This window comes from Elioraea sp., assembly GCF_022842375.1.
GTDB lineage: Bacteria > Pseudomonadota > Alphaproteobacteria > Acetobacterales > Acetobacteraceae > Elioraea_A.
On sequence record NZ_JALHPR010000005.1, the window covers coordinates 172,358 to 193,286 of the forward strand.

Annotated in this window: 22 protein-coding genes; 8 read left to right on the top strand and 14 right to left on the bottom strand. The window is 68.3% G+C overall.

Going from position 1 to position 20,929, the window contains the following annotated elements; translation table 11 throughout:
• The first annotated feature begins 173 nt into the window (after positions 1 to 173).
• A complete protein-coding gene (locus Q0C38_RS06860; RefSeq protein WP_291296327.1) occupies positions 174 to 1,154 on the top strand; it encodes a tripartite tricarboxylate transporter substrate binding protein in 981 nt (326 codons plus the stop codon).
• A 28-nt stretch (positions 1,155 to 1,182) separates the two neighbouring features.
• Here Q0C38_RS06860 and Q0C38_RS06865 read toward each other — a convergent pair whose 3' ends face one another.
• The 8 genes from Q0C38_RS06865 to Q0C38_RS06900 form a co-directional block, all read right to left on the bottom strand.
• Positions 1,183 to 1,938, bottom strand: coding sequence for a hypothetical protein (locus Q0C38_RS06865; RefSeq protein ID WP_291296328.1), 756 nt, complete (start codon positions 1,936 to 1,938; stop codon positions 1,183 to 1,185).
• A gap of 34 nt (positions 1,939 to 1,972) precedes the next feature.
• The gene (locus Q0C38_RS06870) at positions 1,973 to 2,725 is read right to left on the bottom strand and encodes a DUF3750 domain-containing protein (RefSeq protein WP_291296329.1); all 753 of its coding nucleotides are present in this window, start codon (positions 2,723 to 2,725) and stop codon (positions 1,973 to 1,975) included.
• A 160-nt stretch (positions 2,726 to 2,885) separates the two neighbouring features.
• Positions 2,886 to 3,929 carry a 5-methyltetrahydropteroyltriglutamate--homocysteine methyltransferase gene (locus tag Q0C38_RS06875; protein WP_291296330.1) on the bottom strand — a complete coding sequence of 348 codons (1,044 nt, stop codon included), beginning with the start codon at positions 3,927 to 3,929 and terminating at the stop codon, positions 2,886 to 2,888.
• Between the two features lie 22 nt (positions 3,930 to 3,951).
• Positions 3,952 to 4,770, bottom strand: a complete 819-nt coding sequence (locus Q0C38_RS06880; protein ID WP_291296331.1) for an ABC transporter permease — start codon at positions 4,768 to 4,770, stop codon at positions 3,952 to 3,954.
• A complete protein-coding gene (locus tag Q0C38_RS06885) occupies positions 4,767 to 5,585 on the bottom strand; it encodes an ABC transporter ATP-binding protein (RefSeq protein WP_291296332.1) in 819 nt (272 codons plus the stop codon). The genes Q0C38_RS06880 and Q0C38_RS06885 overlap by 4 nt, the downstream gene beginning before the upstream one ends.
• On the bottom strand, positions 5,564 to 6,319 hold the full coding sequence (locus Q0C38_RS06890) for an ABC transporter permease (RefSeq protein ID WP_291296333.1): 756 nt from the start codon (positions 6,317 to 6,319) through the stop codon (positions 5,564 to 5,566). Before Q0C38_RS06890 ends, Q0C38_RS06885 begins: the two co-directional genes overlap by 22 nt.
• Positions 6,316 to 7,329 (bottom strand): ABC transporter substrate-binding protein, encoded by a 1,014-nt coding sequence (locus Q0C38_RS06895; protein WP_291296334.1) that lies wholly within the window; start codon positions 7,327 to 7,329, stop codon positions 6,316 to 6,318. Before Q0C38_RS06895 ends, Q0C38_RS06890 begins: the two co-directional genes overlap by 4 nt.
• 66 nt (positions 7,330 to 7,395) lie before the next feature.
• Entirely contained in the window at positions 7,396 to 7,629 is a 234-nt protein-coding gene (locus Q0C38_RS06900; protein ID WP_291296335.1) for a hypothetical protein, read from the bottom strand.
• 189 nt (positions 7,630 to 7,818) lie between these two features.
• On the opposite strand from Q0C38_RS06900, the gene Q0C38_RS06905 reads away from it, so the two are divergent.
• Positions 7,819 to 8,568: a GntR family transcriptional regulator gene (locus tag Q0C38_RS06905; RefSeq protein ID WP_291296336.1), complete on the top strand. Its 750-nt coding sequence runs from the start codon at positions 7,819 to 7,821 to the stop codon at positions 8,566 to 8,568.
• A 13-nt stretch (positions 8,569 to 8,581) separates the two neighbouring features.
• On the opposite strand, the gene Q0C38_RS06910 is transcribed toward Q0C38_RS06905, so the two are convergent.
• Positions 8,582 to 9,454, bottom strand: a complete 873-nt coding sequence (locus Q0C38_RS06910) for a tripartite tricarboxylate transporter substrate binding protein (RefSeq protein ID WP_291296337.1) — start codon at positions 9,452 to 9,454, stop codon at positions 8,582 to 8,584.
• A gap of 250 nt (positions 9,455 to 9,704) precedes the next feature.
• Between Q0C38_RS06910 and Q0C38_RS06915 the strand changes: the two genes are divergently transcribed.
• Together Q0C38_RS06915 and Q0C38_RS06920 are read left to right on the top strand one after the other, a co-directional pair.
• Positions 9,705 to 10,721 (top strand): dipeptidase, encoded by a 1,017-nt coding sequence (locus tag Q0C38_RS06915; RefSeq protein WP_291296338.1) that lies wholly within the window; start codon positions 9,705 to 9,707, stop codon positions 10,719 to 10,721.
• Positions 10,718 to 11,581, top strand: coding sequence for a carbon-nitrogen hydrolase family protein (locus Q0C38_RS06920; protein WP_291296339.1), 864 nt, complete (start codon positions 10,718 to 10,720; stop codon positions 11,579 to 11,581). Before Q0C38_RS06915 ends, Q0C38_RS06920 begins: the two co-directional genes overlap by 4 nt.
• Here Q0C38_RS06920 and Q0C38_RS06925 read toward each other — a convergent pair.
• The 4 genes from Q0C38_RS06925 to Q0C38_RS06940 are packed head-to-tail and all read right to left on the bottom strand — an operon-like array spanning position 11,511 to position 16,140.
• Positions 11,511 to 13,166: a GMC family oxidoreductase gene (locus tag Q0C38_RS06925; protein ID WP_291296340.1), complete on the bottom strand. Its 1,656-nt coding sequence runs from the start codon at positions 13,164 to 13,166 to the stop codon at positions 11,511 to 11,513. The two genes, Q0C38_RS06920 and Q0C38_RS06925, sit on opposite strands and share 71 nt — an antisense overlap.
• 10 nt (positions 13,167 to 13,176) lie before the next feature.
• Positions 13,177 to 13,899, bottom strand: coding sequence for a transporter substrate-binding domain-containing protein (locus Q0C38_RS06930; protein WP_291296341.1), 723 nt, complete (start codon positions 13,897 to 13,899; stop codon positions 13,177 to 13,179).
• Positions 13,900 to 13,952: 53 nt separating this feature from the next.
• Positions 13,953 to 15,203: a M28 family peptidase gene (locus Q0C38_RS06935; RefSeq protein WP_291296342.1), complete on the bottom strand. Its 1,251-nt coding sequence runs from the start codon at positions 15,201 to 15,203 to the stop codon at positions 13,953 to 13,955.
• Positions 15,204 to 15,231: 28 nt separating this feature from the next.
• Positions 15,232 to 16,140 carry a LysR family transcriptional regulator gene (locus Q0C38_RS06940; protein ID WP_291296343.1) on the bottom strand — a complete coding sequence of 303 codons (909 nt, stop codon included), beginning with the start codon at positions 16,138 to 16,140 and terminating at the stop codon, positions 15,232 to 15,234.
• A 152-nt stretch (positions 16,141 to 16,292) separates the two neighbouring features.
• On the opposite strand from Q0C38_RS06940, the gene Q0C38_RS06945 reads away from it, so the two are divergent.
• The 4 genes from Q0C38_RS06945 (at position 16,293) to Q0C38_RS06960 (ending at position 19,636) form a co-directional block, all read left to right on the top strand.
• A complete protein-coding gene (locus Q0C38_RS06945) occupies positions 16,293 to 17,069 on the top strand; it encodes an amino acid ABC transporter ATP-binding protein (RefSeq protein WP_291296344.1) in 777 nt (258 codons plus the stop codon).
• 47 nt (positions 17,070 to 17,116) lie between these two features.
• Positions 17,117 to 17,926 carry an ABC transporter substrate-binding protein gene (locus tag Q0C38_RS06950; RefSeq protein WP_291296345.1) on the top strand — a complete coding sequence of 270 codons (810 nt, stop codon included), beginning with the start codon at positions 17,117 to 17,119 and terminating at the stop codon, positions 17,924 to 17,926.
• Positions 17,927 to 17,987: 61 nt separating this feature from the next.
• Positions 17,988 to 18,653, top strand: coding sequence for an amino acid ABC transporter permease (locus tag Q0C38_RS06955; protein WP_291296346.1), 666 nt, complete (start codon positions 17,988 to 17,990; stop codon positions 18,651 to 18,653).
• Between the two features lie 35 nt (positions 18,654 to 18,688).
• Positions 18,689 to 19,636, top strand: coding sequence for an arginase family protein (locus tag Q0C38_RS06960; RefSeq protein ID WP_291296347.1), 948 nt, complete (start codon positions 18,689 to 18,691; stop codon positions 19,634 to 19,636).
• Between the two features lie 6 nt (positions 19,637 to 19,642).
• On the opposite strand, the gene Q0C38_RS06965 is transcribed toward Q0C38_RS06960, so the two are convergent.
• The gene (locus tag Q0C38_RS06965) at positions 19,643 to 20,905 is read right to left on the bottom strand and encodes a TRAP transporter large permease (RefSeq protein WP_291296348.1); all 1,263 of its coding nucleotides are present in this window, start codon (positions 20,903 to 20,905) and stop codon (positions 19,643 to 19,645) included.
• Positions 20,906 to 20,929: the final 24 nt, after the last annotated feature.

The window sequence follows — 20,929 nt, forward strand, 5'->3', positions numbered from 1 at the left end:
CCATCCGGGACGCAGGGTGCCGCCAAACCGGCCCGGCCGCCAGCACCGAGGGGGCGGGTGCGCACGTCAGGCTGGCATCCGTCGCCGGATCGCCGCATTCTTGGCTCAAGAGCATTGCGCATGCCGCCGGGGCGGTGCGCAGCGATGCCGGAACGAAGGGAAACGTCATCATCATGCCGACACGCCGCCGCACCCTGTCCCTCGCCCTCGCTGCGGGCCTCGCCCCCTCGATCGTCCGGGCGCAGGGCGCCCCGGCCTGGCGCCCGACGCGCCCGATCCGCCTGGTCGTTCCCTTCGCTCCTGGAGGATCGAACGACATCGTCGGGCGCATCATCGCGGAGGCGACCGGCCAGGCCCTCGGCCAGCCGATCGTGGTCGAGAACCGCGCCGGTGCAGGCAGCGTCATTGGCTCTGACCATGTCGCGCGATCGGCCCCCGACGGCTACACCGTACTGATCAACAGCGCGCATGCCACCGTGCCGGCGATCGTCGCGCGCGTGCCCTACAACGCGATCAACGACTTCGCTGGGGTCGCTGTCGCCGGCTTCTCGCCACATGTCGTGGTCGTCACGCCGCAATTCCCGGCGCGGACGGGGCAGGAGCTGATCGCGGCGATCAAGGCCAATCCTGGCCGCTACAATCTGGCAACCGCCGGCATCGGCAGCGGCGTTCACGTCGCGGCCGAACTGTTCCGCGCGAGGACGCAGATCGAGGTCGAGCTCGTGCATTACCGCGGCGGCGGGCCCGCCGTGGCCGCCCTCGTGGCGGGGGAAGCGCAGCTTGGCACGCCGACCATGGCCTCCTCGATCGGGCAGATCCGGGGTGGTGGCCTGCGCGCCATCGCGGTGATGGCGGAGCGGCGCACCGAGGTGCTGCCGGACGTGCCAAGCGCGCCGGAGGCTGGTTTTCCGCAGGCGATCTTCGAGGAGTTCTTCCCTATCCTCGCCCCCGCCGCCACGCCGGCGCCGGTGCTGGCAGCACTCGGTGCCGCATTCCGTGGCGCGATCCAGCAGAACGCGGCACGGCTCGCCGAGCTTGCCGGCGTCACGCCGCGCGCCGGGTTCGAAAGCCCGGAGCAGGTGATGACGCTGGTGCGACAGGGGGTCGAGAGCTACACGGCGATCCTGCGCGCTGCCGGCGTGCAGCCCGAATAGTGCGTCCGGGGCGTCGCGGGCGGTCGGCTCAGATCACGATCGTCCGCGCCGGGCCCATCACGTCCATCTCGACATCGAGGCCGACGACGGGCGGGCGGGCGTAGTGCCACACAACGCCCGGTCGAAGCACACCGCGCGCCCCGAAGCAGTCGCCGAAGAGATGGCCGATGTCGAACACGGTGTAGAGCTGCGCCTGCACCGCATCGGCCCAGGTAAGGCCGAGCGCTGCAAGCCGGGCCTCCATCGCATCGCGCACGAAGACGAGCTTCTGGCGAAGCGCCTCCGGGTGAGTCTCGCCGTGGCGGACCGTGCGGTCGCGATAGGGGCCGCTGCCCTCTGCCGCCTCGCCGCCGCCGGCGATCACGAAGCTCGGCCGTGCCGATGCCCCGCGCGCGGGAACCGTGTAGGAGAAGGCGAACATCACCGGCTCCGACGGCGCATCGTAGAATGGGCAGACATTGGTACGCGCGACGGGATTCGCGCCGTCGCGCCAGATGCCCCAGCGCTCCAGCGTGGCAACGTAGAATCGGTTGAAATCGGTAAACCCCTGGTCGGTGAACGGGGCGGGGGAGCGGAGCTCGCACGCGGCGAAGGCTGTGGGTGGGCGGCCGAGTGCTTCGAGGTGGCGCTCGACGAATGCGAAGGCCTGCGACATCGGCAGGGGGCGGTGCAGGCACGCGCGCTCGACCTCGAACCCATCGAGGGCAGCGATGCCGGCGGAGTACTGGAACACCGAGGGGATGTAGCGGTAGCCTCCTGCGTCAAAGCGGATCGCCTGCGTCACGGTCATCTCCCTTGGTCGTTGGGCGTGGGTCGCGTCATGGTGCGGTCCCGGCGGGAAGTCCGAGCCGGCCGAGGCCGGGGAGCTTCAGCGCGGGCCGGCGGATATCAATGCCGGCGACGCCGCCGAGGATATTGAGCTCGATGCCTTCGACCCAACCGATCGTAAGCCCGGCATAGCCGCCAAGCGTGAAGCGGATGCCGGTGCCGGACCCGGTGAGGCCGGCCCAGCTGCCATCATGCGGGAAGTCCTTGCCGATCGCGGTCGGCGGCAGTGCCACCAGCGTCTCCGGCACCGCGGCGAGAACGGCGGCGACGAAGGTGTTCGAGTTCGGCCCCGGCCAGGCGCGATAGTCGCCGAGGTTGCGCCATGCATAGGCCTCGATCGCTGCCTGGATGCGCGGGATCATCGCTGCCGCCACCTCGCCATCGGCGGCGAAGACCACCTCCGGGTGGCGGCCGAACCAGCGCCCGTCAGCCGCGAAGCCGTTGACGCGGATGGGCGTGCCCCAGGCGGTGTAGTCATATCGCGTGTAGCTCGTGGCACCTTCGGGCTTGATGACGATCCAGCTGTGCACCGCAAAGATACCGCGCCAGCGCACGGTAGGGGCGGCGAACACACGCACCATCGCGCCCTGGTTCTCCGCTATCGGAGGCAGGTGCCCCGCGCTCGACCGATCAGCGGTCCGCCAATCCGCGCCCACGCTGGTGAATTGGTGGAGCACGGCCGAGATGCCGATGGGCAGGAGATAGAGGAGCACGAACAGCGAGAGCATCACGCGCGAAAGCATGGCCCACCGAACGCCTATTGCCCAGCGTCGTGGTCGCTGCATGACGACCCCGCTCACGAGGCGCCCTCATGGCAGGAGATGAAGGACGAACCCACGGGAAAAATATCGCGTGGGTTCGCTGTCTCCGCAATGCGCGTCTCAGCCGATTTCCCCGCAGGTGCTACCCGCCGATCTCCTTCCGCACGATCGCCGCCCCCTCCGCCAGGGCGCGGAGCTTGCCGAAGGCACGATCGCGCGGCAGGTACTTCATGCCGCAATCGGGTGCGGGGACCAGCCGCTCCGCCGGCAATACGCGAAGGCCAGCGCGGATCCGGTCAGCCACCACGGCAGGCGTCTCGATCTCCTCCGCCCCGAGGTCAAGCACGCCGAGCATCACGGTCTTGCCGGGCAGGTCGCGCAGAATGGCAAGGTCGAGCCTCGGCTGTGCGGCCTCGATGGAGATCTGTGCGGCCGTCGTTCCCGACAGTTCCGGCAGGAAGCTGTAGCCGGAGGGCTTGTCGCTGCTGACCATCGCGGCATAGCCGAAACACATGTGAACGACGGTGGTGCCGGCGATGCCGGCGAGCGCGCGGTTGATGGCGTGGACGGCATAGCGGCGTGCCTCGTCGGGGAAGGCCTGCATCCACGGCTCGTCGAGCTGGATGACATCGGCGCCGGCCGCCTTCAGGTCGCGGATCTCGGCGTTCAGCGCGTCGGCGAAGTCCATCGCGAGCTCCGCGTCGTCGCCGTAGAACTCGTTCTTGGCCTGGCGTGTCATGGTGAACGGGCCTGGCAGGGTGATCTTCACCTGGCGGTCGGTGTTCGCGCGGCAGAAAGCGACGTCGTGCACCTCGACCTGGGCTGTACGGCGCACGCGGCCGGTGATGCGCGGCACGATGGTCGGCTTGCCGGTACGGCCGATCACCTCGCCGGGCCGCTCACGGTCGATGCCTTCCAGCGCATTCGCGAAGTGGTTGGAGTAGCTTTCCCGCCTGATCTCGCCATCCGTGATGATGTCGATGCCGGCACGCTCCATGTCGCGGATAGCGATGATGGTCGCATCGTCCTGCGCCTCGGCGAGATACGGCTCGGGCACCCGCCAGATCTCGGGCGTGCGCACGCGCGGGACGTTCTTTGCGCGCAACGCCTGGTGATCGACCAGCCATTCCGGCTGGGGATAGCTGCCAACGACCGTTGTCGGCAGGAGCGGAAGCGGATGCGGCATGCGTGGTCTCCGTTGGTAGGGTTCAGGCAGCGTTCGCCTGACCTGTCTCGCGCGCGATCGGACGTCTTCGGGGTACTTGCGCCGGCGCTCCACCGCCCCAGGCGGCGCAGCGCCGTTCGACGACGCGCATCGCCATGTCGAAGCCCATCGCGATCACCAGCACGAGCAGCACGCCCGCGAATACGCGCGGGCTGTCGAGCACGGTGCGCGACGATGTCACCAGATAGCCGATGCCCGCGGCAGAGATCAGCATCTCGGCAACGACCACGCCGACGATGACGAGAGCGCCGCCGAGCCTGAGGCCTGCAAGCAGCGTCGGGATCGAGGCGGGCAGGATCACGCGCAGGAGCCGCTGCACCGGGGTCGCCCCCATGCTCCGTGCGGTGAGCACGAGGTTCGGGTCGATCGTCTGGATGCCAGCGGCGGTCGCGAGCATGGTGGGGAAGAAGCCGTAGATGGCGGCGAAGGCAATCTTGGACTCGGAGCCGATGCCGAACCAGGCCGTGAACACGGGGTACAGCACGACGATCGGGACCGCATAGAAACTCGAGAACACCGGCAGCAGGATGCGCCGCGGCCCTGCGAGCGCGCCGACGAAGGCACCGATGAGGATGCCGCCACCGACAGCGAAGACAAGCGCTGCCGCGACCTCGGTCAGCGTCACCACAAGGGCCGCGCCGTACACACGCCAGTCGGAGAAGCCGGCGACAAGTGTCGTCGTCAGCGGCGGCAGAAACAGCATCGGCACGAGCCCGAGCCGCGGCAGCGCTTCCCACAGCACGAGAACACCAAGAATGATGAGTGTGCGAACCGCACCAGGACTCATCGCCCCCAGGCTCATCGCGCGGGCGCCTTGATCTGCTGCCAGATGCGGTCGCGCAGCCGGCCGAACACCGCACCTGCCATCATCTCGTAGGTGCGCGGGCGCGGCAGCTCTACCTCCATCCGGTCGACGATGCGGCCAGGCCGAGCCGACATCACGAGCACCTCGTCGGCGAGGTACACAGCCTCGGTCAGGCTGTGGGTGACGAACACCACCGTCTTGCGCGTGGCCGACCAGATGCGCAGCAGCTCCTCGCCCATCGCCATGCGCGTCTGTTCGTCGAGCGCGGCGAAGGGCTCGTCCATCAGCAGCACCGGCGGGTCCTGCACGAGGCCGCGGGCGATCGAGACGCGCTGCTTCATCCCGCCCGACAATTCGTGCGGATAGCGCCCGCCGGCATCACCGAGCCCGACGAGTTCGAGCATCGCGTTCGCCCGCGCGGCGCGCTCCGCGCGCGACACGCCGCGCAGCGCCAGGGGGAAGGCGACATTGTCGATCGCCGTCAGCCACGGGAACAGGTTCGCTTCCTGGAACACGACGCCGACGCGATCAGGGTCGGGGTCGGTGATCGGCCTGCCGCTGCAGAGGATGGTTCCCGCGGTCTGGTGACGCAGCCCTGCGAGCATCATCAGCAGCGAGGATTTGCCACAGCCGCTCGGGCCCACGATGACGACAAAGCGCCCTTCACCCACCGTCAACGCGATGTCGGACAGCGCATGCACCGGCCCGTCCCGCGACGGGTAGACGTGATCGAGGCCGCTGACCTGGATGATCGGCCGCTCGGGCGCGATCGCCTCGTCGACCACCGGCTTCAGCTCCGCCAATGGCTGCATCGCACTTCCACGGCCCTGATCGCCTCGTTCAGCACGATCGCCACGATCGCGAGCAGCAGCACGCCCGCGAACAGGCGATCCATCATGAAGTTCTCCCCCCAGCTCGCGATCTGGTGGCCCATGCCGGTGCGCGAGGCATACATCTCGGCGAGCAGCACCGCGGTGAAGCCGAAGATCACCGCGAGCCGGAAGCCTTCGAGCAGGATGGGCAGCATGCTCGGCAGGTAGACGCGCCAGGCGATCTGCGCCCGCGTCGCCCCGAAGGCGCGGGCGACGAACACGTGATCGGGCCGCACGGCGCGCACGGCGGCCGTTGCACTCATCAGCACGATGAATACCGTGGAGAACACGCCGAAGGCGACCTTCTGCCAGAAGCCGATCCCCATCGTGAGAATGAACATCGGCAGGAAGATCGATTTCGGGATGCTGAACAGGAAGAACACCAGGGGATCGAAGATCGCGCCGAGGCGTGGGTTCTCCGACAGCAGCAAACCGAGCAGCGTGCCCACCGGCAGTGCCACAGCCACCGCGACCAGGAGCTGGACCGTCGTGATCGCGAGATCGGCGCGGAGTGCAGGCCGCGCGAGCAGGCCCCACAGCGTACCGAGCACGGTGGAGAACGGCGGCAGCAACTCCGGATCGGCCACGCCAAGCCGCGGCAACGCTTCCCAGGCGCCGAGAAACGCAGCGATCAGCAAGGCGCGGCCGAGCAGAACGGGCAGGCTGCTCCTCATGCGCCCGTCGGCACGGGCTTGAACCGTGTCGTGAACGTTTCCGCTGCCGGCGCAAGATCCGTCATGCCGCCGAGCCGGGCGAGGTCGAGCGCGACCTCGATCTGTGCCTGGTCGAGCGCGCCATCGGTCAGCAGCTTCAGGATCGTCTCCTCGTACTCGATCGCGGCGATTTCTGCCGGGATCTCGTTGTTCTCGGCGATCAGCGCGATCGCGCCATCGCGGTTGGCGCGGAGCCACGCGAGCCCGCCGAACAGGGCGTTCACGCTGCCCTGCACCGCCTGCGGGCGCTCCTGGATCAGCTTGTCGGTGACGATCCACCCGGCGACGGTGTGGCGCGGCATCGCGGTAGTGAAATCGATCAGGCTCCGGGCCTGGCCCGCGCGCATCAGCTGGAACGTCAGCGGTGAGTAGATCACCGCGGCATCGAGATTGCGCGTGCGCAGGTTCGGAACGAGGCCACCGCCACCGACGGGAACGCGCGTGAACTCGACCTTGCGGTCCTGCCCGGTCCAGAGTGCGAGCAGATCGGAGCCGGAGCCCGCGGCGGTGATACCGACCTTCTTGCCTGCAAGCTCCGACACCGCGGTGATCGGGGAATCCTGGCGCACCATCAGGTGCCAGCCGTAGTAGGCATCCTGCGCGCCGGCGACGAGTTTCGAGCGCACGCCGCGGCGAATGCCGGTGGCGACGAGCGAGGGCGGATCGAGGATGATATCGGCAGCACCCGCCGCCAGGGCCTCGAAACACTCGGCACCGCTGCGGTAGATCGTCATCTCCGCACGCAGGCCCTCCTTCTCGAACAGTCTCTGGCGCAGCGTCGCCAGCGTGACGATGGTCGGCCAATAGGCCTTGGTCGGCACGCCGACGCGGATCATTCCGCCGGACTGCGCGATCGCTGGTGCTGCCAGCGCCGCGGCGCCGAGGCCGAGCCCGAGCTTCAGTGCGTCGCGACGGTCGATCATCATGCCGCGTGACACGCTGTGCTGCGTGTCGGTTCCTTGCTTTGACATATCGTTTCGCTCCCTGGTTGTTCTGATCTTTGGTTGTCGCCGATCCTGCCGCGTCTGTTTCGGCCGTCAATCGAAGGGTGACGCACCGCCGCGCCGGGCTGGGTTGCGCGCCGCGGGACTGCTGGTCAGCGCATCGTGCATGCTGCACGGCCCCGCGTGGGTGACGGCGTCACGACCTGTCTGATCGCACCCTGCGGGGAAGGCAGGATCAGCGAGCTTGTGGTCAGGCACGATGAATGCGGCGAGCAGCCTGTGCCTGTGCAGCACATTGAGCACCGGACAGTTGTCGAACCCGAGCATGATGCGGGATCAAGCGCCGCTCGCTGGCTTCCGACCGACTTCGCAACAGGGCGGTGTGCCGCTTCATCGGCTACGATGCGCATGCTCCCTCCCCGTGCTGGCCGATAGCGTTTATCGACAAAGAAGGTGCGTCAAGCATTTTTGTCGACATTCTTGTGTCATGCGGCGCGGCGACGCATGCTTCCCCTGATGACAGCGATTCCAGCCACGACCCATCGCGGTGGCCCCGGCGGGCCGCCGACCAGCGAAACCCTGGCGACCGCGGCGTATCGCCGGCTGCGTGCCGATATCGTCGAGGGGCGGCTCGCACCAGGCTTGAAACTGAAGGTGCATGAGCTCGCGCGCCGCTATGGCGCCGGACCGGCGCCATTGCGTGAGGCGCTGGCGCAACTCACGGCCGAAGGGCTGGCAGTGCGGATGGAACAGCGCGGCTTCCGCGTGCGTGCGCTCGATCCGCGCGCACTCGGAGAGCTCGTGCGCACACGCTGCCTTGTCGAGGGGCTGGCGTTGCGCGAATCCATCCTGCGCGGCGATGCGGCGTGGGAGAACGCGATTGCGGGTTCGGCACATCGGCTCGCCAGCCTTCCCGTATCGCTCGCGCCCGATCGCTTCATTGCCAATCCGGCCTGGGAGGCTGCGCACAGGGCGTTTCACCGCGCGCTCATCGACGCCTGCGAGGCAGCGCCGCTGATCGACTTCTGCGAGCGGCTGCGCGAGGAGGCCGATCGCTATCGAACGCTGTCGAGCGTTGCGTCCTATCCGCAGCGTGACGTTCCCGCCGAGCACGCGGCGATCGCGCGCGCAGCACTTGACCGTGACGCTGAGCGTGCGCCGGCTCTGCTTGCCGAACACCTCGCCAGGACCGGCGATGTCGTACGCCTCGGGCTGAAGGAGGGGCCGGAGCCAGCTTTCCGGCGCGGGGCCGCAGAACCTCGTTGACGGTGCGAAGCGCCTACTCGGCGCGGATCCCCGCCCGCGCAGCAACGCGCCCCCACTTGCCGACCTCCGCTTCGATGAAGCTGCGGAACTCGGCTGGGCCAAGCGCCTCCGGCACGAGGCCTCGCTCGGTCAACGCCGTGGCGAAGCCTTCGTTCATCAGGCGTTGCATGTCAGTGGAAATGCGCGTGACGACCGCGGCCGGTGTTCGCGCCGGCGCGACCAGCCCGACCCAGCTGCCACCGGTGAACCCCTTGAGGCCCTGTTCATCCAGCGTCGCCACGTCAGGCGCGAGCGGCGAGCGCCGCAGCATGCCGACGCCAAGCGCGCGCAGCCGCCCAGCCTGCACATGCGGCAGGCCTGCTGGGAACGTGTCGAACGCGATCTGGAGATTGCCGGCGATCAGGTCGGTGATCATTGGGCCGCTGCCGCGGTAGGGAACGTGGGTGATGTCGATCCCGGCTTCTGCCTTGAGCAGCTCACCAACGAAATGATTGGATGTGCCGTTGCCGAAGCTGCCGAAGTTCAGCGTGCCCGGCCGCGCCTTCGCGAGTGCGATCAGCCCCTGGACGTCCTGCGCCGCGACGGAGGGGTGCGCGAGCAGCAGGAAAGGTGACTGTGCCACGAGCATGATGGCCGCGAAGTCTCGCACGGGATCATACGGAAGGTTGCGCAACGTGCTGCGCGCGATCGCGATCTCCGGGCTTGCCGCCATCAGCAGCGTGTAGCCATCCGGCGCTGCCTTGGCGACGCCATCAGCCCCGATCGTCCCGGCAGCGCCGGAGCGGTTCTCGACGATGACGGACTGACCCCACAGCTGTGACAGACGTTCGGCAGCGAGCCGGGCGACGATATCGGTGCTGCCGCCCGCGGGGTAGGCGACGATCATGCGCACAGCGCGCGTCGGCCACGCGTCCTGGGCACGAGCGGCCGGTGCAACGACGATGCCTGCGGCACCCGCGAGAAAAGCGCGCCTGCCCGGCCGGGTTGCCCCGCGGCCTGTGGCATGGATCGGTGGTGTCCCGGTCAGCACCATGATGTCCCCCTGTTTTCGCACTCTTTCCAATACGACCATGTTGGCCTTCAATCCGCAATCCGATCCGCCGACGGATCGGAACAGGGTCAGGGGGAGTGCCGGCATGGCATCGTTGCACGACAGGCTGCTGGTGATCGACGGGCTGATTTTCCATTCCGATGGCGACCCACGCTGGTTGCGCGAGGGCAACATCAGCGCGGTCAACCTCACCATCCGTTCCCCGATCGATGATTTCGAGCAGACCTTCGACGCCTTCGCCGCCTGGCGCCGCCGCACCGCCGATCCGGCATCAGGCTGGCACCTCGTTCTCACCGGCGCCGATATCGATGCGGCGAAGGCAGCAGGCAAGGTCGGGCTCATCATGGGCTGGCAGGACACGAAGATGCTGGGTGACCGGGCCGAGCGCCTGGAATGCTTCCACCGCCTCGGGCTGCGCGTCGTGCAGTTGACCTACAACGAGGCCTGCCCCGTCGGCGATGGTTGCCTCGAGACGCGCAACGCCGGCTTGTCGAACTTCGGTTACGAGGTGGTGGCAGAGCTCAATCGCCTCGGCATCGCGATCGATCTCTCGCATTGCGGCGAGCAGGTGTGCCTCGACGCCGCTGCCGCGACGAAGGTGCCCATCCTGTTGACGCACGCCAACGCCAAGGCCGTGACGGCCCGCGTGCGGAACAAATCCGATGCGGCGATCCGCGCCGTCGCGAATACCGGCGGCCTGGTCGGCGCGTCGATCCATGGCTTCATGAACTGGGACGGCAACCCGGCAAATCCGCCCACGCTGGACCTGTTCCTGCGGCATCTCCGCCACATCGTCGATCTCGTCGGCATCGACCACGTCTCGTTCGGTACCGACATGGCCGCGCTCGCGAGCGAGAGTGCTGCGGATTCGATCCTGCAGATGAGCTTCAGCCGCTACGGCGGGGCGACGGCCGACTACATCCGCGCCTTCGGCAACACGCTCGCCAAGCGCTATCCCGACGAACTGAACAACCCGCGCCTGATGCACCGCAAGACCGATGCGCTCCTCGCGGCCGGATACAGCGAGAGCGATGTCGAGAAGATCATGGGCCGGAACCTTCGCCGTGTCCTCGGCGAGATCTGGGGCGCCGGCGCAGCATGACGCGCAGCGTCACGATCGGGCTGGCCCAGACGGGCCCCGTCGTCAGCGACAGCCCTGCCAACCAGCTCGGCGTCGCGGAGGCGATGTTCGACCGCGCATCGGCCGAGGGCGTAGCCCTCCTCTGCTTTTCCGAGCTGTTTCTGGCTCCATTCTTTCCCAACCGCCTGGACAAGGCATTCGACCGCTTCTTCATTCGCCTCGACGGGCCTGAAATGCAGGCGCTGCGGGGGATGGCGCGCCAGCGCGGCATCGGTGCCGTGTTCGGCGTCGCCGAGGCTGCCGATGACGGCTATTTCAACAGCGCCGTCGTCGTCGGGCCTGACGGCGCCATCCGCGGCGCGTATCGCAAGACGCACATCCCTGCCTATTTCCCCACCGATGCGCCCGGTGGAACCGGGAGCTTCGAAAAGCTCTATTTCGCGCCAGGCAACGCGCTGCCGGTGTTCGAGCTCGCGGGGTGCAGGTTCGGCATCCAGATCTGCAACGATCGGCTCTACCCTGAGCCGAGCCGTGTTCTCGCGCTCGCCGGGGCCGAGGCGATCGTCATGCCGATCTGCTTTTCGACCTACGCCGATCCAGGGCGCCGCGCGTCGATCTGGGAAATCCCTCTGCGGGCGCGGGCGTATGAGAATGGCGTCTGGGTGCTGGCGGCGAACCGCGTCGGCGTCGAGGGGCCGCGACACCATCTTGGCCGGAGCATGGTGGTCGACCCGCGTGGCATGATCGCTGCCGAGGCGGGCACCGACGGCGAAGCGCTGCTCGTGGCGACGATCGATCTCGATGAGGTCGTCAGGGCCCGGAAGGACTTCCCCTGGTGGCGCGATCGGCGGCCGGACCTGTACGGCCCTGTCGTGGCGTGAGCATCCGCCCTGCCTTGATCCGGCGTGCCGCCATCTCGCCGATCATCACACAGGTGAAGTGCAGGTTGGCGCGACAATCCGTCGGCATGATCGATGCGTCGGCGATGCGCAGGCCCTCGACGCCGCGGACGCGGAGCTCGGGATCGACCACGCCACGCGGATCGCCATAGGTCGCCATGCGGCATGTTCCGGCAGCGTGCTGGATGTCGCCCGCTTCCGCGAGCATGAGGGCGTCGAGTGCGTCATCGGGAAGTGCGGCCGCGGCTTCGATCGCGAGCGTGGTGTCGCCGAAGGTGATCGCCTCGGCGATGCGCGTGACCGGCGGCAACGCGCAGAGTGCCGCAAGGCGCCTGATACCATCGCGCATGCGCAGCCGGTCGGAGGGATGGTCGAGCATGTTCTCCTCGACCACCGGCTGGGCATCCGGATCGGCGGACCGCAGCCGCACCTCGCCACGCGAGAAGGCGTCGTATAGCGCGATGCCGATCGCCCCGACGGGTGCCACGCCACTCTCCGCGAGGCCGCGGTGATTGTAGGCAATCATGATCATGTCACGCTCGCCGCCGCCACCGAGGCCGCTCGAGTAGGTGACGCAGCAGTTGGTATGTCGCGCATCCGCCCCCGTGGCACGGCTTCCCGGCGTCAGCGCAAGGCTTGCGCGGAGGATCGGATGGTCCATGAAGTGCTGGCCGACGGCGGGCAGGTCGCGCAGCACGGCGATGCCGAGGTCGCGCAGCGCAGCAGCCGGTCCGATGCCGCTGCGCATCAGGATGCACGGGCTGTGGATCGCCCCGGCAGACAGCACCACCTCGCGCGCCGCGATCTCCTGCCACGGCCCTGCGCCGAAGCGGACGCGCACGCCGCTGGCGCGACGCCCGTCGAACAGCACGCGATCGACCAGGGCGTCGCCGCGGATCGTCAGGTTCGCACGATCGCGTGCCGGCTCGAGATAGGCGTCGTTGGTGGTGATGCGAATGCCATCGCGCAGGTTGATCGGATTGCACGAGATGCCCTCGCCGTCCGGCGCATTCAGGTCGGGCTTCCACGCATGGCCTGCCATAAGTGCTGCCTCGCGCAGCGCATGGTCGACAGCGCCCCACCGCTCCTCCGGCATGCGCCACACGGGCAGGGGGCCGCCCTGACGGCGACCGGCAACGCCATAGGTCGCGTCGTCCTCGATGAGGTCGAACAGCGGCAGGACGTCATCGGCTGACCAGCCCTCGCAGCCTGCCTCAGCCCAGGCGTCGAAGGCGGCGGGGACGCCGCGGATGGCGATCTGCGCGTTGACGGTCGAGGATCCGCCGAGCGCCTTGCCGCGCCAGTAGAAGCGTGGCGCCTGTGCCGTCGTGCGACGCGTCATCAGCCCCGGCCACTGCCATGCCGCCTGGTGCGCCGGGTCATGCATGAACGGCACGATGTTCGGGCTGCGCAGCGCCGCGGGTGCATCGGCCGCGCGCCAGTCACGCCCTGCCTCGAGCAGCAGCACGTGGCAGGTGGGATCCTCCGAGAGCCGTGCGGCAAGTGCAGCGCCGGCAGATCCTGCGCCGACGACGATCACGTCATACGGGGCCTGCGTGGCGTCCATCGATTGAGCTTCAGCCAGCCGGCGCGACCGAGAGGCCGACAACGCCGTGCCGCGCGATGAGATCAGCGACCAGCCCCGATGCCTTGGCCTCCTCGACGAAGCTTCGCAGGAAGGCCGCACCAGCGCCGTTGCCGCGCGCGGTGCCGATCGCCTGCTGCACCGCCATGAACTTGCCATCGAGGATGCGGGCACCCGGCATCGCCCCGACATCCTTCAGCAGACGCGGCCTGAGCCCGGCGAGCACGTCTGCCCCGTCGGCGACGAAGCGCTGGAACGCAGCGTCGATGCTTTCGGTGCGCACCACCGTCGCGTGGCGGATGTTGCGTTCGAGCCAGAGATCGTACGCCGCGCGTGCCGTCGAGACGATGGTGATGCCGGCGCGGTCGACCTCGGCAAGCGTGGCGATGGGCGAGCCTGGCGGCACCATGTAGGTCGCCTCGATCTCGGCGTAGGCCGCCGTGAATGCGATCTTCTCCGCGCGCTGCGGCTCGGCGCCGATCAGCCCGATGTCCCACGCGCCAGTACCCACCGCGTCGGCCAGCTCACCCGGCATCGGGTAGGGAACGAGCGCCAAGGGAACGCCAAGCCGGCCGGCGATCGCGCGCGCCATGTCGGGCGACACGCCTTCGGGTTCCCCGGCGGGGCCGCGGCTGGAGACGAGCAGGAAGTTGCTCATGTTGATTCCGGCACGAAGCGTTCCGCTTGGCGCGAGCTGGGCAATGACGTCCTGCATGGGTCCTCGATCGTTCGGTGCGGCACGGGAGAGTGCGTGTGGTGGGCGGCAAGTCAACCCCGCCAGCGGGCTACCTCGTCGTCATCGGCGGTGCAGGCTGTTGCGACGATCGCCGCGGCGAGCGAGGCAGCCGCGCGCAGCTCCATCCGCGACACCTTGTCGCGCGTGTCGGCCTCCGTCAGCACGTGGCGGACGGGGCTTGCCATGTCGTCGAAGCCGGAGACGAGACGGAAGGCAGGAATGCCGGCGAGCGCGTAGTTCGCGTGGTCGGAATTGCGCATCAACGGGCGCACGGTCCTGAGCGCGGTGCCTTCGCGTGCGGCGACATCGAGCAGGAACGGCTCGATCCCCGCAAAGCCGCTCGTCAGCGCGGCCAGCGGCCCGGAAACGCCGACGGTGTCGATGTTGACGTTGAGCGCGATCGCCGCCCGTTGCGGCCCCGACATGGCAGCGACATGCTGCGCCGAGCCTGTCAGTGCCCATTCCTCGACGCTGTAGAGGGCAAGCGTCACGCCCCGTCGCCAGCCCGTCACCTCGGATGCAAGGGCGCGCGTGACGGCGAGTGCGGCAGCGACCCCGCTCGCATTGTCCATCGCACTCTCGGCCAGCGCGTGTCCGTCGAGATGGGCGCTGAGCACCACACGGCCCTCGCCACGGCCAGGCATGTCGAACAGCAGCGTGCGCGACATGGCAGGCGCCTCTGCTGTATCGATGTGCATCGTCACGCGTGGCCAACCGGCCTCGCTGCGGACGAGCCGCGCAGCCATCTCCGGCGAGAGGCCGAGGGCAGGGATGCCAGCGTCATCTTCTCCCCTGCCCGACGAGCCGGCAACGAGCGATGCCGCGAGTGGCCCTGCGATCAGGAACGCAACGGCACCGGCCGCGCGCGCCATCTCCACCTTGCGGCCGCGATGGATCGTTCCGGCCGTGAACATGTGCTCGTGGCGCACGAGGGCCGCGCGGCCGGCCAGATCGGCCGCATGCGCGGCGAACTCCTCCGGTGTTCCGCGTCCGACATCGACGACCTCGACCGTGAGCCCGCCTGGTGGCGTCGGCGCCGAACGCAGCAGCGGGTGGCAGCGTGCGATGGCGCCATCAGGCAAGGTCAGCCCTGCCGAAACCCCCTGCCAGCCGCTGTAGTGGACGGGAATCTCCCGCATCGCGACGCCAGATGCAGCGGCGCCGCGCTGCGCTGCCCAGGACAGCGCCGCGCGCTCTCCCTCCGTGCCGCAGAGCCTGCCGCCGAAATCGCAGAGCGCGGTGAAGTCGGCCCAGAGTGCGTGGTGATCGATCGTCACGGGCATGGATTGGTCCTGTCAGCGCGGGGGACCTCTACCTCAGCGGGTCGAGATGCCTGGCGTAGGTGGTTTCGAAGAGCTCGAGAAACGCGGCGGCGAGCCGCGACAAAGGCTGGCCGATCGGGTGGAACACGGCAAACTCGTAGGAGAGGTCGGGCAAGACCGGCCGGGCGACGACGCGGCCGGTTGCCGCGGCGGCATCGGCGCTGATCCGGTCGACGAAGGCGACGCCCGCACCCTCGGCGGCAAGGCCGATCGCGGTCGCATAGTAGTCGCACGAGGCAACGGGGGACCAGCGCGTGCCGGCAGCCTCGAAGGCGCGCGTGGCGGCGACCTGCGCTGCGTGGCCGCGATACATCGCGATGATGGGTTGCCCATCGAGCAGGCGGGGGGTGACTACCTTGCGGGCAGCAAGCCTGCTGCTGGGCGCCATGACGGCAACGATACCGAGGCGGAACCGCCGCACCATCGCCATCGGGTGTTCGATCGGCGGCTCGGCGAAGGCGAGATCGAAGGCCCGCGTCGGGATCATCTCGCGGATGGATTGCGAGCGCCGCGAGATGAAGGAGATCGTCACCCCCGGCCGCTCATTGATGAAGCGCGCGGCCACGGGCGGCAGCCAGGCGATGCTTGGCCCCGGGTGGGCGGCGACAGCGAGCGAGCCGAAGCGATCCTCCCTGATCCCGGCGGCGACGCGGCCGAGCTGCTCGTGCGCCGCCAGCGCCCTGCCGGCCTCGACGCAGAGGATCGTGGCCTCCGCCGTGGGGTGCAGGGAGCGGCCGATGCGGGTGAACAGCCGGAACCCGACGCGGCGCTCGAGCCTGGCGAGCAGGCTGCTGACCGCCGGTTGGCTCACGCCGAGGGCCGCCGCCGCACGCGTGACGGAGCGGAGCTCGACCACCGCGCGCAACGCTTCGAGCTGCCTGATATCCAGCATATCCATTACGCCGCATTATGGTTTTCTGTCCCGTCGAGGCAATGGATTTAGGCGCTGAGATCGCCGATGCTGGAACGAACCGAGTGGCATGACGATTGCTGATGTTATTCAGCCATGACTGCGCCGTACGCCGTGCTGGAGGGGCAACGCCTGCCGTGATGACGGGAACCGCAACGATGGCACCTGCCGCGATCATCGCGGCGGAGGGTTTGCACAAGTCCTTCGGCGCGGTGCACGTTTTGCGCGGCATTGACCTCGCCGTGGCCGAGGGCGAGGTGTTGTGCCTGATCGGCCCCAGCGGATCGGGGAAGACAACGCTGCTGCGCTGCTTCGCGATGCTCGAACAGCCGAGCGGCGGGGCGATCAGCATGCGCGGGGCAACCATTGCCTCCGCCACCCCCGATGCTGCAACCCGGCGTGCGGCGAAGGCGGTTCGGCCCGAGATCGGCATGGTGTTCCAGCACTTCAACCTCTGGCCACACATGACGGTGCTCGGCAACATCATCGAGGCGCCGATGCGCGTGAAGGGCACCGCGCGCGCCGAGGCCGTCGCACTGGCCGAGCAGCTGCTCGCCAAGGTCGGCCTCTCCGACAAGCGGGATGTCTATCCCACGCGGCTCTCGGGCGGGCAGCAGCAGCGCGTGGCAATCGCCCGCGCACTCGCCATGGCACCGCAGGTGATGCTGTTCGACGAGGTGACATCTGCGCTCGACCCGGAGCTGAAGCGCGAGGTGTTGCTCGTGATGCGCGCGCTCGCGGCCGAGGGCATGACGATGATCGTTGTTACCCACGAGATGAATTTCGCCCGCCACGTCGCGCGGCGGATCGTGTTCATGGACGAGGGGCGCATCGTCGAGGAGGCACCGCCGGCGGCCTTCTTCGATGCGCCCGCGACGGATCGTGCGCGGCGCTTCCTCCAGCAATTCGAGGAGTAGGGGCCAACATGCGTTTCAGGCAAGGCCACAGGCAGAAGGAGGTTTCCATGTCATTGTTCCGCAGGGCACTCACGCTCGCCGCCGCCGCGGCGGCACTGCTCGTTGCAGCACCAGGAAGCGGCAGCGCGCAGCAGGCGCAGTCGCGCCTGTTCGAAATCACGCAGAGCAAGAAGCTCAAGGTCTGCGTGTTCCCACTCTACTACGCCATCTCGTTCCGCAATCCGCGCACCGGCCAGCTCGAGGGCATCGACGCCGACCTCTCCAAGGAACTCGCCAAGGAGCTCGGCGCCGAGATCGAATATGTCGACACGAGCTTCGGCACGTTCATCGCCGACCTGCAGGCGAACAAATGCCACATCGGCATGTTCGGCGTCGGCGCCACGCTCAGGCGCGCGCAGGCGGTGGAGTTCTCCAAGCCCTACCTGCTGACAAGCATCTACGCCGTGACGCGCCGCGGCAGCCGCGTGCAGAGCTGGGCGGACGTGGACAAGCAGGGCGTGCGCGTCGCCGTCTCGCTCGGCAGCTACATCGAGCCGTTCATGCAGCGCTACCTGAAGAACGCCACGCTTGTCTCAATCGCGCCGCCAGCGACGCGCGAGGCGGAACTCGTCGCCCGCCGCGCCGACGTGATCATGACCGACTTCCCGACCGCCATCAAAGTGACCGACGAGTTCGACTGGGCGGTGTTCTTCACCCCGCCCGAGCCGCTGGCCGTCACGCCCTACTCCTACGTCATCCCGCAGGGCGACCAGATCTGGCTGAACTACGTGAACCTCTTCATCGATACCATCCGCCTCGACGGGCGGCTGATGGAAGCGGCCAAGCGCCATAAGCTCGATCCGATCGTCGTTCGGTGAGAGCGGCCTGCACCGTCCGGCCCGGGCCTCGTGCCCGGGCCGAATATCCAGGACATCGCCGATGATGACGTATCGCTTCCGCTGGGATGTCGTCTGGAGCAACGCGGGCTTCCTGCTGTCCGGCCTCGAGCTCACGCTGATGATCTCAGCGATGACGCTTGCCATCGCCATCGTGCTCGGCCTCGTCATCGCCGTGATGCAGATGTCGGCGAGCCGCATCCTGCGCTGGATCGCGATCGCGGTCGGCGAGGTGGTGCGGAACACGCCGATCCTCGTGCAGCTGCTCTGGGTCTACTACGTGCTGCCGATCGTGTTCGACATCGAGATCAGCGCGATTTCTGCCTGCGTGATCGGCCTCTCCGTCTACGCGTCGGCCTTCATCGCCGAGGCGTATCGTGCGGGGATCCAGGCGGTGCCGCGCGGGCACAGCGAGGCCGCGCAGGTGCTCGGCCTCACCGGCGTGCAGACCTTCCTGCGCATCGTGCTGCCGCAGGCGATCCGCTTTACCCTGCCGCCGCTCTGCGCCAATTTCGTGCTGCTGATCAAGTACTCCTCGCTCGGCGCCGTCGTGTCGGTGAGCGAGATTACCCGCAAGGGGATGGAGCTTTCTGCCTCTACGTTCCGGCCGCTCGAGATCTTCACGTTCATCGCGGTCGTCTACTTCTTCATCTGCTGGCCGCTCACGATGAGCATCCGCGCGTGGGAGAGGCGGCTCGCACGCCGCTGACCCGACGGGCCGTCAATCCGGGAGGAGAACAACACATGACGACGCTGGCCGACGACGGGCTGTTTCGTGCGCCGCGCACCTTCATGGGTGCACCCTACGGGCGGCCGGGCGAGGGCAGCCGCGCGGCCTTCATCGGCCTTCCCTTCGATTGCGGCGTGCATCCCTTCCGCGTCGGCTGCCGGCAGGGGCCGCATGCGGTGCGCGAAATGTCGGCGCTGATGCGACGCTACAACCCGACCTATGCCGATTTCGACCCCGTGAAGGCACTCGGCCTCGTCGACTGCGGCGATGTCGAACTGACGCCGGGGCGCATCCTCGATGCCTATGCGCGGATGGAGGCGGGCGTGTCGGCGATCGTCGAGGCAGGGGCGATCCCCGTCACCGTCGGCGGCGACGGCTCGGTCTCGGTGCCGGTGCTTCGCGCGGTGGCGAAACGGCACCCGGGCCTCGCCGTGCTGCACATCGACAGCCACACGGACACCTACCCCTACGACGACCCCGATGACCGCTACAACGCAGCGACGCAGCTGACGCACGCGGTCGAGGAGGGCCTCGTCGATCCGCACCGGTCCTGGCACATCGGCATCCGCGGCTCGACCTTCGCGCAAGGGGTTGTGAAGCGCGCACGGTCGCTCGGCTACGGGGTGGTCTCGATCGACGATCTCGTCCGCCGCGGCTTCGCGCAGACGATCGCTGAGTTCCGCGAGGGCGTGGCGCGCCGGCCGGTCTACATCTGCTTCGACATGGACGTCTTCGACCCATCCTGCGCACCAGGTGTCGCGACGCCGACCTGGGGCGGCCTCAGCGCGCGCGAGGGCATCGACCTCATCCGCACGCTGACCGACCTCGATATCGTCGCGGTCGACATCAACACGGTGAGCCCAGCGCAGGATGTGAACAACATGGCAGCACATCTCTGCGCGCATGTGGCCTACGAGTTCCTGGTGCTGCTCTGCCGCAACCTTGGCCTCGCCGAGGACTGAGCGCCGTCAGAACCGCATCGTCAGCCCGGGGAAATAGCTGAACAGCAGCAGCACCGTTAGGCCGACGGCATAGAAGGGCAGCAGCTCCACCGTCGCGCGCAGGATCGGAACACGCGCGATCGTCGTCGAGATGAACAGCGTGGTGCCGACCGGCGGCGTGTAGAGGCCGATCGCGAGGTTCAGCACCATGATCACGCCGAGCTGCACCAGGTCGAGCCCGATCGACTGCGCGAGCGGAACGAAGATGGGGCCGAGGAGAAGGATCGCGGCCGGCAGGTCGATGAACATGCCGGCACCGAGCATGATCGCGTTCATGGCAAGCAGGATCAGCCATGGCTGTTGCAACGTGCCGGTGGCCCAGGCGGCGAAGGCCTGTGGTGCCTGCACGAAGGTCATGATCCAGCCGACAGCCGCACTTGCCATGATGACGAGCATCACGACGCCCGTGGCGCGCCCTGAATTGACCAGCGCGCCGAGGAAGCGCGCGATCGTCATGTCGCGATAGATGAAGGTGGCGACCACCAGCGCATAGAGCACCGCCATCACCGAGACTTCCGTCGGCGTGGCAACGCCGAAGCGAAGGCAGGCGAGGATCAGCACCGGCATGGCGAGCGCGGGCAGCGCACGCAGCGCGAGGCCCCACACCTCGCCACGCGCGAGCCGCTGGTGCGTGACCGGAAAACCGCGCAGCCGCGCGGAGACGTTGCACACGAGCAGGAATCCCGCGGCCAGCATCAGGCCGGGCAGCACGCCCGCGACGAACAGCGCACCGACCGAGACGTTGCTGACGAGCGCGTAGAGGATCATCGGGATCGAAGGCGGGATCAGGATCGCGATGGTCGCCGCCGCCGCGTTGTTCGCGGCGGCGAACCCTGCCGGATAGCCCTCGCGCTTCTGCCACGGGATCAGCACCGAGCCGAGGGCGGAGGCATCCGACACGGCGGAGCCGGAGACGCCGCCGAACACGACGGAGCCGACGACCGTCGTGCTCGCCAGCCCGCCGCGGTAGTGTCCGACAGTGGCCGAGGCGAAGCCGATCAGCCCCTGGCCGAGCTTGCCCGTCATCATCAGCTCGCCCGCAAGCACGAAGAACGGCAGCGCGAGCAGCGGGAATGACTGCGTTTGCGCGAACATCTGCTGCACGACGAGCAGCAGCGGCAACGCGCCATCGGCCCAGAGCGATGCGCCGGAGGCGATGACGAGGGTGTGCGCTACCGGAACCGACAGCACGAGCAGCCCGAAGAACACGAGCGAGAGGACGAGGCTCACCGTTGCGGATCCTTGAAGTTGCCT

Excerpts from the sequence above, each read along its gene's own strand:
- Q0C38_RS06950 (WP_291296345.1), top strand. The coding sequence starts at position 17,117 with ATGTCATTGTTCCGCAGGGCACTCACGCTCGCCGCCGCCGCGGCGGCA.
- Q0C38_RS06930 (WP_291296341.1), bottom strand. The coding sequence starts at position 13,899 with ATGCAGGACGTCATTGCCCAGCTCGCGCCAAGCGGAACGCTTCGTGCC.
- Q0C38_RS06880 (WP_291296331.1), bottom strand. The coding sequence starts at position 4,770 with ATGAGCCTGGGGGCGATGAGTCCTGGTGCGGTTCGCACACTCATCATT.
- Q0C38_RS06860 (WP_291296327.1), top strand. The coding sequence starts at position 174 with ATGCCGACACGCCGCCGCACCCTGTCCCTCGCCCTCGCTGCGGGCCTC.
- Q0C38_RS06925 (WP_291296340.1), bottom strand. The coding sequence starts at position 13,166 with ATGGACGCCACGCAGGCCCCGTATGACGTGATCGTCGTCGGCGCAGGA.
- Q0C38_RS06910 (WP_291296337.1), bottom strand. The coding sequence starts at position 9,454 with ATGATCGTCGCCTACCCCGCGGGCGGCAGCACCGATATCGTCGCCCGG.
- Q0C38_RS06960 (WP_291296347.1), top strand. The coding sequence starts at position 18,689 with ATGACGACGCTGGCCGACGACGGGCTGTTTCGTGCGCCGCGCACCTTC.
- Q0C38_RS06945 (WP_291296344.1), top strand. The coding sequence starts at position 16,293 with ATGACGGGAACCGCAACGATGGCACCTGCCGCGATCATCGCGGCGGAG.
- Q0C38_RS06900 (WP_291296335.1), bottom strand. The coding sequence starts at position 7,629 with ATGCTCGGGTTCGACAACTGTCCGGTGCTCAATGTGCTGCACAGGCAC.
- Q0C38_RS06915 (WP_291296338.1), top strand. The coding sequence starts at position 9,705 with ATGGCATCGTTGCACGACAGGCTGCTGGTGATCGACGGGCTGATTTTC.
- Q0C38_RS06920 (WP_291296339.1), top strand. The coding sequence starts at position 10,718 with ATGACGCGCAGCGTCACGATCGGGCTGGCCCAGACGGGCCCCGTCGTC.
- Q0C38_RS06905 (WP_291296336.1), top strand. The coding sequence starts at position 7,819 with ATGACAGCGATTCCAGCCACGACCCATCGCGGTGGCCCCGGCGGGCCG.
- Q0C38_RS06895 (WP_291296334.1), bottom strand. The coding sequence starts at position 7,329 with ATGTCAAAGCAAGGAACCGACACGCAGCACAGCGTGTCACGCGGCATG.
- Q0C38_RS06875 (WP_291296330.1), bottom strand. The coding sequence starts at position 3,929 with ATGCCGCATCCGCTTCCGCTCCTGCCGACAACGGTCGTTGGCAGCTAT.
- Q0C38_RS06870 (WP_291296329.1), bottom strand. The coding sequence starts at position 2,725 with ATGCTTTCGCGCGTGATGCTCTCGCTGTTCGTGCTCCTCTATCTCCTG.
- Q0C38_RS06935 (WP_291296342.1), bottom strand. The coding sequence starts at position 15,203 with ATGCCCGTGACGATCGATCACCACGCACTCTGGGCCGACTTCACCGCG.
- Q0C38_RS06885 (WP_291296332.1), bottom strand. The coding sequence starts at position 5,585 with ATGCAGCCATTGGCGGAGCTGAAGCCGGTGGTCGACGAGGCGATCGCG.
- Q0C38_RS06955 (WP_291296346.1), top strand. The coding sequence starts at position 17,988 with ATGATGACGTATCGCTTCCGCTGGGATGTCGTCTGGAGCAACGCGGGC.
- Q0C38_RS06890 (WP_291296333.1), bottom strand. The coding sequence starts at position 6,319 with ATGAGGAGCAGCCTGCCCGTTCTGCTCGGCCGCGCCTTGCTGATCGCT.
- Q0C38_RS06940 (WP_291296343.1), bottom strand. The coding sequence starts at position 16,140 with ATGGATATGCTGGATATCAGGCAGCTCGAAGCGTTGCGCGCGGTGGTC.